Raw genomic sequence first — 18,784 nt, forward strand, 5'->3', positions numbered from 1 at the left:
GTTTTTATTTATTTTATATATGATTGTATCTGACTTGCCCATACCGCATACCCTGCATCGTTGAGGTGCAGGCCGTCAGTTGTATATTTAGCGTTCAGCTTTCTTTTTCCGGAAAGAAAAGCAGGATAGAGATTAATAAAAGTAATTCCTTCAGCTTTACAGAATTTCTGAATCTCCATATTCAGTTTCTCTATCTGTTTTTCCTTATCCAGCATTCGTTTGTATCTGTTGTTATCATTATTGATAGGCAACAGGCTTTGCACCAGTATTTCAGTGTCGGGCGATGCGGCCTGTACCTGATAGATAATGGCTTTAAGTCCGGTCATTATTTTATCGTTCGGCCTGTTGAGCGAAATATCATTGATTCCGGCAAGCAGGAAAAGCTTTTCAGGCCTGGCTTCCAGTATTTCAGTCAGCCGGTTGAGCATCCCCAATGTATTGTCGCCTGCAATACCTCTGTTGGCAGGCTGCTTAGCCGGAAAGTATTCGTCCCATTTTCCTCCCTGCGTAAGGCTGTTTCCCAGAAATACGATTTGTCCTTCCTTCAATGGATTGGCTTCGAAATATGCCATCCGTTCCTTATAAGTTTGGTTATCTAAGATATTCTCTCTTATTTCCTGGCTCATAGCATACATTGAAAGTAATAACAAAAAGGTTAACGGAATGGTTCTCATAGTAGGTTGATTTGTCAGATTTAAGTATTCGTCATATTCTCCAGTTCCGTAGTCAGTTCTTCCCACTTGCCCATATCGTTTTCCAGCTCTTTATTCAGCTGGCCATGCTTTTCAAATAGGGAAGCATCTGCTGCTCCTTCAGGAGTAGCCAGTTTCGATTCTATATCGGCAATCTCACTCTCTTTGTTCTCGATCTGTTGCTCCATTTCCGATATTTGTTTCTCTATCCGTTTTATCTGGCGGCTGAGTTCCTTACGCTCTTCGTATGTCAGCTTGCTTGTTACATCCTGACTGTCTGTCGGTTTCGTGTTCTGAATGGTATTCTGTGCGGGGCTTGCAATTTCCAGTTCTTTGAGGCTATCCATTTTCTTTTTCTCGAGGAAATTGTAGATGCCACCCAGATGTTCTGTTACCCGTTGATTACCGAATTCGTACACTTTATCGACCAACCCGTCCAAAAATTCACGGTCGTGGGAAACAACGATCGCCGTTCCGTCAAAGTCCTTGATCGCTTTTTTCAGTACATCTTTCGATCTCATGTCCAGATGGTTGGTAGGCTCATCCAGAATAAGCAGGTTTACTGGTTCGAGCAATAAGCGTATCATTGCCAGACGGCTGCGTTCTCCTCCCGAAAGTACCTTGACTTTCTTGTCGGAGGCTTCTCCGCCAAACATGAATGCACCCAGTATATCCCGTATCTTGGTACGTATATCACCCACAGCAACATAGTCGATAGTGTCGAAGACCGTTTTGTCTTCATCGAGAAGCTGTGCCTGATTTTGAGCAAAATAGCCGATCTTTACATTATGTCCCAGTTCGAGTTTCCCTTCGAAATCGATCTGATCCATAATACATTTTACCAATGTCGATTTACCTTCTCCGTTTTTTCCGACAAAGGCAACTTTATCGCCTCTGTTAATGGTAAACGTTACATCTTTGAAAATAAGGTGATCGCCATAGCTTTTCTCTACATTTTCGCATATCACAGGATAAGAGCCGGAGCGAGGTGCCGGAGGGAATTTCAGATTCAGCATAGCATTGTCTTCGTCATCCACCTCAAGGCGTTCGAGCTTGTCGAGTTGTTTGATGCGCGACTGTACCTGTACAGCCTTAGTTGCTTTATAACGGAAACGCTCTATAAATTCCTCTGTCTTTTGTATCTGTTTCTGCTGATTTTCGAAAGCGCGCATCTGTTGTTCGCGGTGTTCCTTACGCAGTTCCACGTATTTAGAATAAGGCACTTTGTAGTCATAAATGCGTCCGAGTGAAATTTCTACGGTGCGTTGTGTAACTGCATCGAGGAAAGCCCTGTCGTGCGATACCAGCAATACGGCATTGGCACGAGTGGCAAGAAAGTTTTCGAGCCATTGTATAGACTCTATATCGAGGTGATTGGTAGGCTCATCGAGCAGGAGTACGTCAGGCCGTTGCAGCAATAGCTTTGCCAACTCGATACGCATTCGCCATCCACCGCTAAATTCGCTTGTCGGACGTTCAAAATCGGTACGCTTAAAACCAAGTCCCATGAGTGTTTTTTCTACTTCTGCCTGAAAGTTGTTACCACCCGACATCATAAATTGCTCATTCAGATAACTCGATTTCTCTATCAGGTCGTGATAAGCCTCGGACTCGTAATCTGTTCTTTCAGCCAGTTGGCGGTTCACATTTTCCAGTTCGGCTTCCATCTTGTGTATATGCCCGAAAGCAAGGGAAGCTTCCTCAAAGACGGTGTTCCCTTCTTTGAGTGTCATATGTTGAGGCAGATAGCCGATTGTTACGTCTTTGGGCAGAGATACGTTCCCTCGTGTAGGCTGTTGTATCCCTGCAAATATTTTGAGCATGGTCGATTTTCCTGCTCCGTTTTTCCCTACAAGGGCGATGCGTTCTTTCTTGTTTATTACAAACGATATGTCATCAAAAAGGGTAAAACCTCCGAATTCTACCGTTAGTCCTTCTATTGATATCACTTTTTATCTATTAAAATATATGCAAAAGTACAGATTTTTAAGAGAGAACGTTAATTCTACTTCAATTTTATGTTTATATTTGGAAATCAACACATACCAAAACGATGAAAAAAGTCTTTTATCCATTAATTTTCATACTCTTTTCTTTCTCTTGTATAGATAAGCAGAAAAACACCACTACTATGGAAGATGCCATGACAGATTCTATAGAGATAAAAGCAGATGAGATAATAATAGATTCTTTAAATGTATGTACAGAATCGGACATATCGGATACTATTAATAAAACTAAGTTCGATTTGAAATTCAGTTTTGAATCTTATCAGGTTAAGGTATATACAGGGAAATTAGTAACACAATTTGTCTTTGATAAAGAGTTGGGTGCAGATAAAGAATATGTTGATTTTATAACAGAAGGTTGTAATAAAACAGCTATAAACTTTGGCGGACACTATACGATACTTCAAAATAGCTGTGGCTGCATGTGCGAGCATTTATTTATTATCGACAGGATTTCGGGAAAAGTATTTACCGATATCGGATTGTATGAATCTGATGGTAAATTCGGATATTTATATAAAGCAGATAGTAATATGCTCATAGCCAATACTGGCTTATTCGAAAATGAAAAGGTAAATGCGGATGGGAGTATGAATTATTATAATGATACGTGGGGCGACAAACCGGAGGTATATGTCTGGAAAAGTGATCGTTTTAAAAGATTGCAGTAAATAATGAATATAAGGCAACAAATCTCATTTTATTACCTCTTTTTCCGGAGTACGCTGATCATTAGCATTCCGATTGCGGTGGCTATCACATTTGTAGCTGGTCTGGAGAGTTCCGGTACAGAGATGTCATGTTTAGAAAAGTTTTCGAATTTAATGAGTGTTTTTCTGAGGATTCTCTGTACCGTAGGATTTGCAGCAAGCCTTCTCTATAAAGAAGCTGTGAGGAAGAATGAATATTATTTCTATTTCAATGCGGGAATTACTAAAATAAGATTGTTTGCTGTGTCTTTTGCATTTTACGTTTTAATCTCAACCATAATCTATAGTATATGCTTTGCCATAGCCAGCAACATCTGATGGAAGTCGACAGTGTGTCGAAAAGTTACGGTGGGCGTCGGATACTGTCCGGTATTTACCTGAAAGTAAAGACCGGAGATGTCTGTGCATTGTTTGGACGTAATGGTACAGGAAAAAGCACCTTGCAGCGGATTATATTCGGATCGTTGAGTGCCGGTTATAAGTTTGTCTGCATTGATGATCAAATGTTGAAGACACCTTATACGCATTCTTCATCTATTTCTTATTTACCTGATGATTTCTTTATTCCGTCAGACCTGAAAGTGAAGAAAGCACTGGAACTGTATAATCTATCGATAGACGATGTAGACGAATTTATAAAGTCACTATCAGATAAACGTATATACTCTCTATCGTCGGGAGAGCGGCGCTATCTGGAAATCTATCTGATTCTTCGCAAAGAGGCTCATTTTGTTTTACTGGATGAGCCATTCAAATTTTTATCTCCTCTGATGATAACTAGAATGGAACAACTGATACTGTCCGAATCGGAGAAGAAAGGGATAATTGTAGCCGACCACAGATACAAAAGCGTATTAAAAATAGCCAACCGTATCTTGTTAGTCAAAGATGAAGCATTATACGAGCTCAGTGATGAAAAAGAATTAGCCGATAAGGGTTATATCTTACTATAAGTGGTTGATTGCCTGAATTCTTAATAGCCTCCATTTTTAAGTGCAGGAGGCAATGGGAATAAGTAAAAGGCTTTAGCCAAAATAGTTTTGCCTAAAGCCTTTTAGGGGGAGAATTTTATTTGATTAATTCCTATTATTTACACTGTTTCTTCTTTTACTTCCACTTCTTCCACCTCTATCTTTTTGTTCATTACAGAGAAGCTCCAGTTATATTTCTTGTAGAAGAATGCGATAAGTAATGTTGCAGTTATCAGTATTTCTACGTATCCGCCTTCGGGATTGATCTCCTTGATGCTGAATATGGCAGGAGTTTGAAATACAGAAGACGAGTGTGTAACAAACAGACTGGCAAAAATATTGTTTGCAGCATGTACGCCCATAGCCAGTTCGATACCATCATCGAGAATGCTTATTAGTCCGAGCATAGCACCCATAAGGATATATTGAGGTATCATCAGCCAGAATCCGAATTCACTTACTTCAGGATTAAATGAGTGCATCAGTCCGAACAGTATGGACGGGATAAGGAATGCCATCCAGCGGCTTTTGGTCAATGCACCTACTCCCTGAGCCATGTAACCGCGAAACGTGAGCTCTTCGTAGCTGGTTTGCAAAGGAATCAGCAGGAGGGAGATGAAGACAAGAGGTATAAATGCCGTTATGTCGAATTGCAGTTCGAAGTCGGAAGGGCTTATCGCATATTGTATTCCAAGCGAAATCAAAGCAAGGGCAAACCAGAATGCCGCACCCCAAAAGAAGCGGCTCCAACGAACAGTTTTTGTTCCATTGATAACCTCCTTGTAAGAACGTCCATGCAGGAGTTTTATAAAGAATATAAGGGTAACGAGTGCTAGTGCAAAAGGTATCAGCATAAGGACAAAAAACAGGTTTGGAGATATTCCCAGTGCAGCTAGATTAGACATGTCGCTCAATGCAGCCATACTTGCTGCTACGTCGCCTCCACTTTGTATTGCCTTTACAATGACTACGCATAATAAAGGGATAACGCCTATTATATTGGAAGCCAGAAAGGACAAGAATATAACGAGGATATATTTCCCTATATGATTACCTTTACCTAAAGCACATTCTAAATGTTTCATAGTATTATCGTTATGTTATTGGTTTTTATTATATGTCGCAGAAAAAACACATAAATCACAATAATAATGATAAAACTTAGAGAGATTATATATATTTGTGTTCTTTGTGCAGATTCTTTGTACACCTTGTGGTAAAAATATAAACTATATTACATTAATATAAAAAAGCAACAATGAATTTTACATTACGGAAATGGAATGCCGGCGATTTGGATAGTATAGCCCGTCATGCTAACAATTATAATATAGCTAAGTTCCTTGTCGATCAATTTCCATATCCTTATTCCCGCAAGGATGCGGAAGAATATCTGGCTTTGATTGAAGAGCAAGATCCTACACTGGTTTTTGCCATAACGGTAGATGGCAATGCAGTCGGTTCTATCGGTATATTTCCCCAATCGGACATCCACGCAAAAAATGCAGAGATGGGTTATTGGTTGTCGGAAGAATACTGGGGGCGTGGTATCATGGCAGAAGCAATACGGCAAATGGTAGAATATGGTTTCGATACGTTCGATATCACGCGGATATTTGCCCGCCCATTTGGTTCTAATACCCGCTCGCAACGTGTACTAGAGAAGGCAGGGTTTGTACAGGAAGCCCGATTTGAGAAAGCATTATACAAAAACGGCGAATTTATCGACGAGGTGGTGTATGCCATACGGAAAAGGAGAGAGCGTTACTAAAAAAAAGAAGATGTCCCGAAAGAGCCCATCTGCTTCATTGCTAGCTTCATCAGTCGTAGGTCACATACTTTGGTATGCTCCCGTCCTCCTGAGAACCAGCGGCTTGGCATCTAAACTCTTTCTGAACACTTCTTCTTAAATAGAAAAGAGACTGTCCCTTTTGTTTAGGAACAGTCTCCAAGTCTTTTCTGTTATAGTTTTTTTTGATAGTGAGTCCGGTTTTATTTTTCCAGTTCGTTGAGGTTTTCGTCTATCGCCTCAATTTTCTTCACTAATAGTTCCATTTCATTCTTAAGACCCTCAATCTTATTGTTTATATCTTTGAGCAATCCGCCCCCACCTTTCGACGAGGATGAGAAAGACAGGAAGTTCATATTGTTTTCGTAAGTCTGAAGATCGGTCTTCACCTTGTTGAACTGGTGCATCAGATGTTCTCTTTCACGATACAATAATTTTCTCGGATTATCTTTCGACAGATTGTCTTTCATATTAGACTTGAATGCTTCGAATCTGCGCTCGGTCTTGTCCACTTTAAGACGATCGTAGTGTGCATCCACTGCCTGATGGAATTCTTTGTAGATTTTGTCTTTTTCTTTGAACGGAACAAACCCGATCTTATGCCATTCGTCAGCTAGTGCGCGTACCTGAGCAATGGCTTCGGAAGCATCCAGCGATTGGTCTACAGCTTTTATCTTTTCTATAATCTCTTTTTTAGCTACCAGATTTTCTGCTTCTTCACCCTTTTGTGTCGATTCGTTCTTTTTCTTCTGTTCAAAGAAGTAGTCACAAGCTGTAACAAATTCTTTCCAGATGGCATCCGAATATTTGCGAGGCACAGGACCAATGGTCTTCCACTCTTTCTGTATTGCTATCAGTTTGTCGGTAGTCGCTTTCCAGTCAGTGCTGTCTTTCAGTGATTTAGCTTGTTCGGCAAGAGAGCGTTTCTTGTCGAGGTTAATGTCCATCTCTTCCCTCACGCCTTTGAAGAACTCGCTTTTCTTTTCAAAGAATTTGTCGCACAACGATCTGAACTCTTCAAATATCTGTGTATTAACTTTCTTCGGTACAAAGCCTATTGTTTTCCATTTGGCTTGTAGTTCAATTACTTCTTTGCTTTTCTCGTCCCATTCTTTGAACGATGTAAGCGTGCTGTAATCTATATTTCGCAGTATTTCGCAAATAGCTGTTTTTTCAGCCAGATTTTCTTCTTCTTTCCCTTTCAGCGATTCGAAGTGAGTCTGGTATTTTTTATTTATGGCTGTCGAAGCATCTTTGAAGCGTGTCCATGTCTCTTCTCTCAATTCGCGCGCAACAGGGCCAATTTCACGCCATTGCTGATGGAAATTTTGTAACTGATGGAAAGAAGATACAGCATCATCTTCCTCTATCAGTTTTTCTACCGATTCGATGATGGCGTTTTTAAGTTCCAGATTCTTCTTGAAATCATAATCCCTGAATTCGTTGTTTATCTTTATCAGGTCATAGAACTTCTCGGTATATATCTGGTACGACTTCCACAATTCTTTTACCTTCGACTGTGGCACAAGGCTGATGTCGTTCCACTGTTGTTGCAGGTCTTTGAATTCTTTATACAGCTTATTAAAATCGTCGGAACTCTCGGTTAGATTCTTTATCGAATCTATTATCTGGAGTTTCTTATTATAGTTCTCTTCCCTTATTCTGTCTTCTTCAGCAGCATGGGCAGCCCTTTTTTCTTTTATTTCGCTCAGGAATGTTTTTACGACATCTTCGCTCGGGTCGGGGGTAGGAGTGAAGGCTTCCGCTTCGTTTCCTGCCTCGATGAATGCAGCTTTCTGTGCTTCTACATTAGCCAGACGAAGTCTATAGAAAGCCTGTTTAAGACTTTCAACTTCCGAGCGGGGAGGTAAATTCTCCTGTGAAGCCAGATTTTTAAGTTTTTCGATTATTTCATCTTTCGACAAAGCTGCATGCTTTGCCACAGATGCCTCTGTAGTTGCTTCCGTATCTTCTCCCTGTCCGTCTGTATTTTCAACTTCTTCTGCGGCAACAGGTTCTTCTATTTCGTTTTCAACCGTTTCTTCTTTAGCTTCGACTTCTTCCGTCTTAGCTTCGACTTCGGTTTCTTTACTTTCTGTTGCAGGTAGTTCTTCAGCTGCGACAATTTCAGTAGGGGTTTCTTCAGCTTTGGTTTCTTCGGCAACTTCTGTTTGTTCTACCGGAGTTTCCTCTACTTTAGCTTCTTCTACTGGTTTTGTTTCTTCAGCTTTGACTTCTTCAGAAGGTTTTTCCACAGGTGATCCGGGTTCTAGGTTCGCGTTCATATCGTCAATTTTTGTTAATAAAGGTAATGCCTCATGTTTTTCGCGTGGCAAATTAGTGATTTTTTTTGGTGAAATCAACTATTAGTTATAAGTTTTTTAACTTTTCGTTAATAACTGGCAGGAATAGGGAGGATTAGTTCCTGTCTCTCTGTTGTTGCTTCCGTTTTTCTTCCGCCTGTTTTTCTTTTTCCTGACGCTCTTTTTCGCGTTGGCGCAATCGCTCCTTTTGTTCTTTTTCTTTTTGTTTGCGTTTTTCTTCTTGTGCTTTTTCTTTTTCTTTTCGTTCTTTTTCGCGTTGACGCTGGCGTTCAGCTTGTTGTTGCTCTCTTGCTTTACGCTCGTCTTCTTTCTGCTTGCGGGCGTCTTCTTTAGCTTTTATTGCTGCTTTTGCAGCATTTTCTTTTTCTTGTTTCTCCAGTTTTAGTTGCTCTTCTTTTTGTTTTGCAGCAGCTTTTATCGAATCTTCTAATTGTTTTTCAACTCGGGCAACGGAGTCAATTCGGGCTTTTTCTATCTTATTTATAGAATCCTGTTTAGCTTTCGCAATAGCCTTCAATTCTTTTTGCTGTTGTTTTTCAATTCTTTCCTGCTCTTTGCGCTCGGCCTTTTCTTCCTTAGTCAGTTTTTCCCTGTTATTGTATTTGTTGAACAGATTTCTGATTCCGTCCACCGGATTGCTTATTATTTCTTCTACCGATTTTATAGCATCGTCTACCTTACCCGCAGCTTTTAACTGATCTTTTGTCAATAAATCGTCTGCTGTGATCTGCTTGTCGTTTACAGGCTCTTCCTGTTGTTGGACCGGTTTGTCAATATCTTGATTTACACGTATTTTGGTAGTGCTTTCTATCGCAGGTTGTTGAGTGGAGTCTTCCTGCTGATCCGGCACTTCAGCGATCAGGTTGTCATCGCCATCGTTATCATCAGGTAATGTTTGTTGTGCCAACTGAGCCATCTGGCTGTCGAATGCTATGCTGTCGTTGTTCCAGTGAGCGATAAGTACGGGTAGCTGTTCGTTGAAATGTTCGGCAAAGAATGTTGTATATTGTTCCATGCCGAGACGCGGAAGTGCTTTTGTATAATTATCGACAGATATAGGCATCGCTAGTATGGCAGTGTCGATTTTGTTCATCAATCCCTCTTCGGAGAATGCTTTGTTAACGTATGACCTTACATTGGCAAACGATTTGAAACCACGCATTTGCAGAATATCGTATGGAGGCTCGGTCTCGAAGCTCAGGTCGAAAGTCTGGATTACATAGTTAGAGAAATTATAATCGGCTACCTGATAAAGCAGTTCGTTGCGGTCTACCGTATTTGTTTTGAACATTAGTAGTAGCATATATTCTGTGTCGAGGCTGTCAGAGAATGCGAGCATTTCCCCATCTTTGCCCATGAGTGTACTGTCGCTGGCATAAGCCTTGCTCCAGTCGAAATCGGTGATAGGACTTCCGTCTGATAGGAGTATTCTGCCATCTCTTAGTTTACCCAGAATTTCAGTAGCCAATGGGGTAACATCAGCTTTCGGATATTTTTCGGTGAGGGTTCTCAGATTGTTTTCCAGATTCCTTGCATCTCTGGTTTGTGCGTACGAGAGTGCATTCAGAAATGAAAATTTCGGCATCAGGTCTGTCAACGGATATTTCCTGTTTATGGTCTCATAGTCGTTTCTTACAGTAGTCACATCAGCTGCCATATAGGCATTATATGCCGAGTTGTATAGAGAATCTACCATAGCCGGCATGTGCTTGAAGTTCCACTCGTAGTCGGGCTCCGACAAGGCTCTGGCATACAGGCTTTCAGGGAATCTGTTCAACAGGCGGTTGCGGTATGTCGCCATCATGTTCTTATCACCTGTCTGCATATATATGAGAAATAGCTGATAGTATATCTCTTCCCGATTTGGGGTATTCGGGAAACGTCTGAGATCTGTATCGAAGGCATCGATGGCCAGATCCATGTCTTCAAGTTTGTTCTTATAGATTACACCCATATTGAACAGGGCATTCTCTATCAGATCGTTCGATTCTTTTATTGCTTCTTCCGTAAACGGTAATTGTTGCAGGTAGTATTCGACCGAATATACGTCTTTCACTACCGAAACTGTATCGCCCGTTTGTATTCCGTCTGTACCGGATTGAGTTGCTTGCTGGGCTAATAAAAGTGAATCTGTCTGATTTGCTGCGGCATCCATATCGGCAAGGCTAGAGGAAAATCCTGACTTAGTGCGCCGTCGCCAGTCGTCTTCCAGCTTGCGGTTTCCCCACGATTTTTGGAATGCTATTTTACCTTGTGCAACAGTTTGTTCATTGTAGAAATAGAAAGTGGCAGCATTGTTTTGCTGTCCAAATGTAGGAGTCTGTGCCTGAGGGATTGTCGGTGTATTTTGCTTATCAAGCAACGACATGTCTTCCAGATCTGCCCAAGACATTATTCTGTTTTGCCTTTCCTCAGCCTTTTGCAGTCTTTCTTCTTCTTTTTTTGCTTCTTCTTCCTCTTTCTTCAACTTTTCAATCTTGTCGTTGATGATTTTCAGCCTCTCTTCTTCAGGGAGTTGAGCCAGGTGCTGCATACTGTCCTGATCGTGTACCGTTTTGATGTGTACTACAAGCGCATCCAATACATCCGAACGGAGTGCTACACGCGGATAATCGATATGAGATTTTTTCAGTTGCGGCAGAGCATTAGAATAAAGTGGCTGTGCAGGGATAAACTCCCGCCGGTCGAAGTACAGGTCGCCAAGGCGTACTCCTACCATTGCCTTGTCGTATCCGTTGCGGGTACTCTTTTCCAAGGCATTTCTGAAGCTTTCTATTGCTTTTACTGTGTCAGCTTTTTGCAAGTAGGAATTTCCCATCACATAGTATATCTGATCCAGATATTCTTTGTTCTTGGCGCTTTTAGCCATTTTGGAAAGGGAAGCTATGAGGTCTTTTTTATTATCGGGAGTATCCAGTTGTATTTGTTGAAGCTTGGCATTGAAACTATACTTGTAAGGGGTGTTCATCCCTTGTACAGACGCAAATGCTTTGTCCGCATTGATAACATCTCCGGTCTTTGTGTATATCTGTCCCAGCAGGTACTTCATGCGAAGTTTTTGGTGCTTGTCCTTCTCTTTCTTTATGGCATATTCGAGGTGTGGAACAGATGCACGCAATTCATTATTTCTTATCAGGTAATTGGCTTTTACAGCCGAATACAGTGCTTTATGCTTATCGGGTGCCCCACCTGCTAGTTCCATTTTGTGCAGAATATTCCCTGCTTCGTACAGCCATCCCATTTCGGTGTATGCACGTGCCACCCACAACTGGCATTCGGCTACTATCTCAGGGCGCGATGCATATATCTTCGAGATATACATAAAGGTAGTGATGGCTTGCAGGTATTTGGCTTCATGAAACTCTGACTTGGCAAGCAACATCCACACGTTATCCATAAAGGGAGTATATTCTTTTTGCTGCAACCATGCCTGATAATCGGCATCATTTCGCCTGTTGGGATTTCGTTGAGGTTTAACCTTTATCGAGTGTAGCTTGATGGCTTTGGTTGTTTTGTCTATCGTAGTAGTGAAGCTACCTCCCGGAAGCTGCATGGTTGCCGAATCGGAGTTGTCGGGGAATATGTACAGCATTTCCGACATGTTGTCTTCTTGGCTGAGAAGGCGGTTCTTCAATGTTTCTTTATATGCTTCGTTTGCATTGAAGTAGATATTGTAACGGGTATTTGTAGAGTGGTAAAAACGTGTCACAGCAGTGTTCTTCTGATTAGAACACGACCCCAGAATAAATATAATGAGTACACTTATTGTAAAGCAAAGTGTATATACCGTTTTATTTTGTGACACGTATAGACTGACGGCTAAATATTATTATATAATAAAGAACACAAAAGTAATCATTTTATTGTTTATTATATTTTTTGTTCGCAAAAAGCAGGTGTAATACGATATAAAAATCAGTCGTATAATTTTTTTATGGGTTATATAATTTATTTTCTTCTTTTCTAAGAACGGTATATATTTGTTATGTACAGTGAAATAAGTGTATTAGATGAGTAAAACAAATCCTTTCAGGAAAACTGCCGACAATGCAGCCTCTACAGCTAAGAAATGGGATAGTGAAATTACCAACCCCTCTGTATATGCCCGGATTTGTCCACTCTGTGGAGCTCCCCGCCCCGTAAACTCGGATATATCCTATTGTAGTTATTGCCGCTACAACTTTATGTCCGTAGATATAAATATAGAACGTAAACATGAGTAAACAACATGAACTAGCCGCCCGTTGGGATACATTTTTAGTGAAAATAAAAGAACGTTTTCACGAAATGTCGGAGCAGGGAAAAGAAGCTGTTCTGGAATCTCTAGACAATAATAATTACGACTATTATTCCTCGTTCAGAACATTGAGCAGCATCAAGGCTCAGTTACAGGATTCTATAATAAACAAGATAGATAAAGTGTGGCGCGACCAGGTAGAGCCATTAATGATGGCAGATGGCGACAGCTACTCCATAGACAAAAGGCACAAAGGACATAACCTGAGAAAGCAACTGTCGGATGAGATTCATGACTGGATGTTTGTTTGTGAGGGACTTTTGTCTGAAAAGTATTATCAATATGCCATTCAGCTTGTGAATAAGGATTTTCGATGCACGCAATGTAATTCTCCTGTACAAATAACAAAAAATCTGTTTCAGTCACATTATGTAACGTGCTCCTACTGCAATACTGTAAATTCATTCGTCCCCGAAACGAAATATGTGCAGATAGGATGGAATGTAGTAAATAATATATCGGCATATTCGGCATTGGCGGAGTGGAGAGCAGTTTACAAACTGCAACAAAGAACCAGAAATGACGATCGGGATGAATATCTCGAGCAGTACAAAGAAGCCTGCCGGGCTTATCTGAAAAAATATTTTGAAAAACGAATAGAATTGATGCCTCATACAAAAGAAACTTATGAGAAAGATTTTGCAGAGGCGCTGAATAAAATGTAACCCAATAATAACAAAAAACATACACTTTATGGAAACAATAAACGGAGTAAATTTTGAAGATTATGCAGCAGCTTGTGCAAATCTGGCACAGGGAATGAGTGAAGAGCGTGTCATGGAAATACTAGAACTGGAAAAGCCTGTGTGGGATGATACGATGAACAGGTGGAATGAAAGGCTTGGCCAGCTGATGACGGAGGATATGGATGTAGCTACAAAATACGGTGAGATATTTGCGAATCCTAAGGTCGGTCGCTTTAAGGATGTTGTATCCAATACAGTGGGCATACAGGAATTGCTGCCTATCGTTCCCGATTATGAAACATATCAGAAGATATTCTGGCAGCAATCAACTGCAGCTCAATATGGAGTAGATCCCGTTTCGGTACTCGAAAGCTATGGTATTGATATCGGTAAATGGGGTGTTTTGAATATGCACTATATGGGGCAGGGAATAAACTCGATAGCCGATGATGATCCGCACTATAACGATAAATACAATTATTTTTTATCTGTGATGAATTATTGGGAGAATTATTGGGAAGAACATTACAAAGAGAATAAAGTAGACTTGAGTAGCGATATCAATTTTTAGATCATGACATTGTTTGATAAAGAGCAATTACGTTCGGTAATACAGTGGAACGAACCGCAGGATTGGGAGATATTCAGGCGTGTTACCGATAAGGGAGATGAACTGAAGAATGTGTCGAAACTCATTGTGCATCCCGGACAGGGATGCATTTTTACATACGAAGGAAAAGTTGAAGGTGTTTTTGAAGAAGAAGGTACATATAGCCTCGAAACAGAAAATAAACCTTTCTTTACAACGATTAAGAAAGTATTGTATGGTTTTGAAAGTGAACATAAGGTCGGGTTATGGTTTTTCAGGACTGCCGATATACTGAATATCCGTTGGGGAACACGTATTCCCATTACGTACAACGATCCCGTCTATTCGTTTCCTGTCAACCTGCGCGCTTATGGAAATTATTCCATAAAGATAAACCAGCCCGAATATTTTTTTCGTAATGTGGTGGCCGGAAAAGAGAATTATTATGCGTACGATTTGCAGGAGTTATTTATATCCCGCATTTCACAGCCTATTTCTAGTTATCTGGCCAATAGCAAATTTTCGTATGCCGATGTTGACTCCAAAATAGAGGAGATAGCAGCGGAAGCCAAAAATAAGAGCAGGACGGTCTTTAACGATTTAGGCTTCAGTCTACTCGATTTCAGGATAGAAGGTACATCGTTCGATGATGAAACAAATCAGCGTATTGCCGGAATATCCGATGTGCAGGCCGACGTTAAGGCGGCACAGTTGGCCGGAATCGACTTTTCGGAACTCCAGAAATTGAAAGCTATGCGCGATGCTGCAAACAATGAAGGTATAGCCGGAGCCGGAGTGGGTATGCTCACCGGTATGAATTTGGGGCAACCTATAAATCAGCCACAGGTTCAGGATAATGATATAAAAGGAAAGCTCAGAAAACTCAAGGACTTATTTGATGAGGGCTTAATGGACGAAGAAGAATATAAGAGCAAGAAAGCAAAGATAATAGACGAAATGTAGTTCTGAAGCGGAAACTCTCAGATTATTAAATATAGGTAATAAATGTAATGCACTATGCAGACTTTATTACCTGTATTTTTTTTGAAATTATACTGTCTGATGATCTGTTTAGGATGACGATAATGATTAGCCGACCATAATAATATAACTCAGTTACTCAAATTGTAGTGACAATCTCAAAAAATCATTACATTTGTATATCACCTAGTAGAAAGATTATGGAAAATAATAAATTTTTAGCACTTATAAAAGACGGTATTCTCGAAAACTGGGAACGGCCGGCTCTGACAGACTATAACGGAGAGACATACCTATATAAGGATTTTGCAAGAAAAATAGCCCAACTACATATCCTACTGAATGATATGGAAGTAAAACAAGGCGATAAGATTGCAATTTGCGGGCGTAATTCTGCTAATTGGGCTGTCGCTTTCTTTGCTTCGCTTAATTATGGGGCGGTTATTACTACCTTGTTGCACGACTTTAGCGGAGAAAGCATTCATACGCTTGTCAACCACTCGGAAGCAAGGGTGCTCTTTGTGGATGAATATGTATGGTCTAAGATAGATCCGGTAGAGGTGCCTGCTGTGGAAACAATAATGATGATCGATGATTTTTCGGTACAGAAATCACGTTCAGCTAAGTTGCTGGCATCCTGTGCCGATCTGGAACAGGCTTTCAAACTGAAATATCCGAACGGTTTTGGCAAGGAGCATGTGAAAGTATATGACGAATCGCCCGAAGAACTGGCTGTACTCAACTATACATCGGGTACTACCAGCAATCCTAAAGGGGTAATGATACCATACCGCAGCCTGTGGTCGAATACACGTTTTGCCATCGACATGATTCCATTTGTGAAAGCAGGGGACGGTATTGTCTGTATGCTGCCGATGGCGCATATGTACGGTCTGGCATTCGAGGTGCTGCTATCTATAGCCAAAGGATGCCATATACATTATCTGACGCGTGTGCCTTCACCTCAGATTATCATGGATGCCTTTGCTAAAGTGAATCCGACACTGGTACTCGCTGTTCCGTTGATTATAGAAAAAATAGTGCAGACGCGGGTTTTCCCTGAGTTCAAGAAACAACCGGTAAAAACGCTGTTGAATATACCGTTTTTCAGGAAAAAGATATATAAGAAAGTTGCAGATAAGCTGATCCCTGTGTTTGGGAACAAACTGGTCGAAGTGGTTATCGGCGGGGCAGCATTGAATAAAGAAGTAGGCACATTCCTTTCAGATATACGTTTCCCGTACACAGTAGGATATGGAATGACCGAATGCGGCCCTCTTATCTCCTATGAGTTCTGGGATACTTATAAAGCCGGCTCGTGCGGACGTCCGGTAGACCGTATGGAGGTGCGTATCGACTCGTCCGATCCTGAAAGGGAAGCGGGTGAAATCATTACGAAAGGCGACAATGTGATGCTCGGTTATTACAAGAATCCCGAAGCTACTAAAGCCACATTTACAGAAGATGGCTGGCTGAAAACCGGAGATCTGGGGATAATAGATAAGGATAACTTTGTTTTTATAAAAGGTCGTAGCAAAACGATGATTCTCAGCGGATCGGGGCAGAATATATATCCGGAAGAGATAGAAGATTTCTTCAACAACTCGCCATATGTGGCAGAATCGCTTATTATAGAAGAGAACGGAAAACTGATAGCTCTGATTTATCCCGATCATGATTATATGAAGAAGCATGATATCAAAGAAGACGATTATTCTGCTATCTTTGTGGCCGAAATGAAAGCGATAAACAAACGCTTGCCGAAATACAGCCAGGTAGTGAATTTCAGGTTGCAGGATCAGGAATTCGAGAAAACACCGAAGCGGAGTATTAAGCGGTTTTTATACCAGAAATAATTCATCTGGTATAATTTGTTGAATAAAAAACTTATAATTTATAACTCATAATCTATAATTAATAGAAATGTCTGACGATAAGAAAATTATTTTTTCGATGATGGGTGTCGGTAAACTTTACCCGCCACAAAAACAAGTATTGAAGAACATTTACCTGTCATTCTTCTATGGCGCCAAGATCGGAATTATCGGTCTCAACGGTTCCGGTAAATCAACTTTGCTGAAAATAATAGCAGGGCTGGATAAAGAATATCAGGGTGAGATAGTTTCCGACAAAGGATTCAGTGTCGGTTATCTGGAGCAAGATCCGAAACTCGACCCTGCCAAAACCGTAAAAGAAATAGTACAGGAAGGCGTACAGCCGATAATGGATGTATTGAAAGAGTATGAAGGAATCAACGAAAAGTTCGGTTTGCCCGAATATTACGAAGATGCTGATAAGATGGATGCTCTTTTTGCCCGTCAGGCAGAACTACAAGATAAAATAGATGCAACCGATGCATGGAATATAGACAACAAACTGGAGCGTGCTATGGATGCCCTTCGTTGTCCGCCCGAAGATCAGTTGTGCGAAAATCTCTCAGGAGGGGAAGCCCGTCGTGTAGCGCTTTGCCGTCTGTTGTTGCAGGAACCTGACGTATTGTTGCTCGATGAGCCTACCAACCACTTGGATGCAGAATCTATCGATTGGTTGGAGCAGCACTTACAACAATATAAAGGTACAGTGATCTGTATTACCCACGACCGTTACTTCCTCGACCATGTAGCAGGATGGATTCTCGAACTCGATCGCGGCGAAGGTATTCCATGGAAAGGAAACTATACCTCATGGCTCGAGCAGAAGACCAAGCGTATGGAGCAGGAAGAAAAACAAGCCAGCAAACGCCGCAAGACACTCGAACGCGAGTTGGAATGGGTGCGTATGGCACCGAAGGCTCGTCAGGCAAAAGGTAAAGCCCGTTTGAACGATTACGAAAAACTATTGAATGCCGACCAGAAAGAACGCGAAGAAAAACTTGAAATATTTATTCCTAACGGCCCTCGTCTTGGCAACAAGGTGATAGAAGCACATGGGGTTAGTAAAGCGTTCGGAGACAAACTATTGTTTGATAACCTCGAATTTATGTTACCGCCATCAGGTATTGTAGGTATTATCGGTCCGAATGGTGCCGGTAAGACAACTCTATTCCGTCTGATACAGGGAATAGAGAAGGCAGATAAAGGAACATTCGAAGTGGGTGAGACTGTAAAGATAGGATATGTAGACCAGTCGCATGCCGACATTGATCCGAACAAGTCCGTATATCAGACCATTTCGGGAGGAAGTGAATTCGTGAGGGTAGGGGGTAAAGAAATCAATGCCCGCGCATACCTGTCGCGTTTCAACTTTGCAGGAGGCGATCAGGAAAAACTTACCGGAGTATTGTCGGGCGGTGAACGTAACCGTCTGCATCTGGCGCTTACGCTAAAATCGGAAGCGAACGTGCTATTGCTCGATGAGCCTACCAACGATATAGACGTGAACACGCTGCGTGCACTGGAAGAAGGTTTGGAAAATTTTGCCGGATGTGCCGTAGTTATTTCCCACGACCGCTGGTTCCTCGACCGTATCTGTACGCATATACTTGCATTCGAAGGTAATTCGGAAGTCTTTTTCTTCGAAGGAAGCTACAGCGAATACGAAGAAAATAAGAAGATGCGTTTGGGCAATGTCGAACCAAAACGTATTCGTTATCGCAAGTTAATTAATTAAAAAAATATAACTTTGTGCAACTATTAGTATGTTGTAACAGTCTATATTATATAATCAAGAGTAAATATTCCTATATTTACTCTTGATTTTTGGAATACGCAATAATGCGTAGCTGTACCAAATGGAG

14 protein-coding genes are annotated in these 18,784 nt (G+C 41.1%); 9 read left to right on the forward strand and 5 right to left on the reverse strand.

Going from position 1 to position 18,784, the window contains the following annotated elements; genetic code table 11:
* Nucleotides 1–8 precede the first annotated feature (8 nt).
* Nucleotides 9–740 (reverse strand): GDSL-type esterase/lipase family protein, encoded by a 732-nt coding sequence (locus M2448_RS07605; protein WP_280645312.1) that lies wholly within the window; start codon nucleotides 738–740, stop codon nucleotides 9–11.
* Nucleotides 695–2,641: an ABC-F family ATP-binding cassette domain-containing protein gene (locus tag M2448_RS07610; RefSeq protein ID WP_280645313.1), complete on the reverse strand. Its 1,947-nt coding sequence runs from the start codon at nucleotides 2,639–2,641 to the stop codon at nucleotides 695–697. Before M2448_RS07610 ends, M2448_RS07605 begins: the two co-directional genes overlap by 46 nt.
* 104 nt (nucleotides 2,642–2,745) lie before the next feature.
* Here M2448_RS07610 and M2448_RS07615 point away from each other — a divergent pair, with 104 nt between their 5' ends.
* Nucleotides 2,746–3,372, forward strand: a complete 627-nt coding sequence (locus M2448_RS07615) for a hypothetical protein (protein ID WP_280645314.1) — start codon at nucleotides 2,746–2,748, stop codon at nucleotides 3,370–3,372.
* 329 nt (nucleotides 3,373–3,701) lie between these two features.
* Nucleotides 3,702–4,364 (forward strand): ATP-binding cassette domain-containing protein, encoded by a 663-nt coding sequence (locus M2448_RS07620; protein ID WP_280645315.1) that lies wholly within the window; start codon nucleotides 3,702–3,704, stop codon nucleotides 4,362–4,364.
* 137 nt (nucleotides 4,365–4,501) lie between these two features.
* Here M2448_RS07620 and M2448_RS07625 read toward each other — a convergent pair whose 3' ends face one another.
* Nucleotides 4,502–5,467 (reverse strand): CPBP family intramembrane glutamic endopeptidase, encoded by a 966-nt coding sequence (locus M2448_RS07625; protein ID WP_280645316.1) that lies wholly within the window; start codon nucleotides 5,465–5,467, stop codon nucleotides 4,502–4,504.
* A 173-nt stretch (nucleotides 5,468–5,640) separates the two neighbouring features.
* On the opposite strand from M2448_RS07625, the gene M2448_RS07630 reads away from it, so the two are divergent.
* Complete coding sequence (locus M2448_RS07630; protein WP_280645317.1) at nucleotides 5,641–6,153, forward strand: GNAT family protein; 513 nt, start codon at nucleotides 5,641–5,643, stop codon at nucleotides 6,151–6,153.
* Between the two features lie 221 nt (nucleotides 6,154–6,374).
* On the opposite strand, the gene M2448_RS07635 is transcribed toward M2448_RS07630, so the two are convergent.
* Nucleotides 6,375–8,456 carry a DUF349 domain-containing protein gene (locus M2448_RS07635; RefSeq protein WP_280645318.1) on the reverse strand — a complete coding sequence of 694 codons (2,082 nt, stop codon included), beginning with the start codon at nucleotides 8,454–8,456 and terminating at the stop codon, nucleotides 6,375–6,377.
* A gap of 133 nt (nucleotides 8,457–8,589) precedes the next feature.
* Nucleotides 8,590–12,204 (reverse strand): hypothetical protein, encoded by a 3,615-nt coding sequence (locus M2448_RS07640; protein WP_280645319.1) that lies wholly within the window; start codon nucleotides 12,202–12,204, stop codon nucleotides 8,590–8,592.
* Nucleotides 12,205–12,505: 301 nt separating this feature from the next.
* On the opposite strand from M2448_RS07640, the gene M2448_RS07645 reads away from it, so the two are divergent.
* From M2448_RS07645 to ettA, 6 genes are all read left to right on the forward strand, one after another.
* Nucleotides 12,506–12,718 carry a hypothetical protein gene (locus M2448_RS07645; RefSeq protein WP_280645320.1) on the forward strand — a complete coding sequence of 71 codons (213 nt, stop codon included), beginning with the start codon at nucleotides 12,506–12,508 and terminating at the stop codon, nucleotides 12,716–12,718.
* Nucleotides 12,711–13,457, forward strand: coding sequence for a hypothetical protein (locus M2448_RS07650; RefSeq protein ID WP_280645321.1), 747 nt, complete (start codon nucleotides 12,711–12,713; stop codon nucleotides 13,455–13,457). The genes M2448_RS07645 and M2448_RS07650 overlap by 8 nt, the downstream gene beginning before the upstream one ends.
* A gap of 28 nt (nucleotides 13,458–13,485) precedes the next feature.
* Nucleotides 13,486–14,049 (forward strand): DUF6620 family protein, encoded by a 564-nt coding sequence (locus M2448_RS07655; RefSeq protein ID WP_280645322.1) that lies wholly within the window; start codon nucleotides 13,486–13,488, stop codon nucleotides 14,047–14,049.
* Between the two features lie 3 nt (nucleotides 14,050–14,052).
* Nucleotides 14,053–15,030: an SPFH domain-containing protein gene (locus M2448_RS07660; RefSeq protein WP_280645323.1), complete on the forward strand. Its 978-nt coding sequence runs from the start codon at nucleotides 14,053–14,055 to the stop codon at nucleotides 15,028–15,030.
* Between the two features lie 218 nt (nucleotides 15,031–15,248).
* Nucleotides 15,249–16,904: an AMP-binding protein gene (locus tag M2448_RS07665; protein WP_280645324.1), complete on the forward strand. Its 1,656-nt coding sequence runs from the start codon at nucleotides 15,249–15,251 to the stop codon at nucleotides 16,902–16,904.
* 67 nt (nucleotides 16,905–16,971) lie between these two features.
* Nucleotides 16,972–18,657 carry an energy-dependent translational throttle protein EttA gene (ettA, locus tag M2448_RS07670; RefSeq protein WP_280645325.1) on the forward strand — a complete coding sequence of 562 codons (1,686 nt, stop codon included), beginning with the start codon at nucleotides 16,972–16,974 and terminating at the stop codon, nucleotides 18,655–18,657.
* Nucleotides 18,658–18,784: the final 127 nt, after the last annotated feature.

The sequence above is a fragment of the Dysgonomonas sp. PF1-14 genome (assembly GCF_029892965.1).
Taxonomy (GTDB): Bacteria; Bacteroidota; Bacteroidia; order Bacteroidales; family Dysgonomonadaceae; genus Dysgonomonas.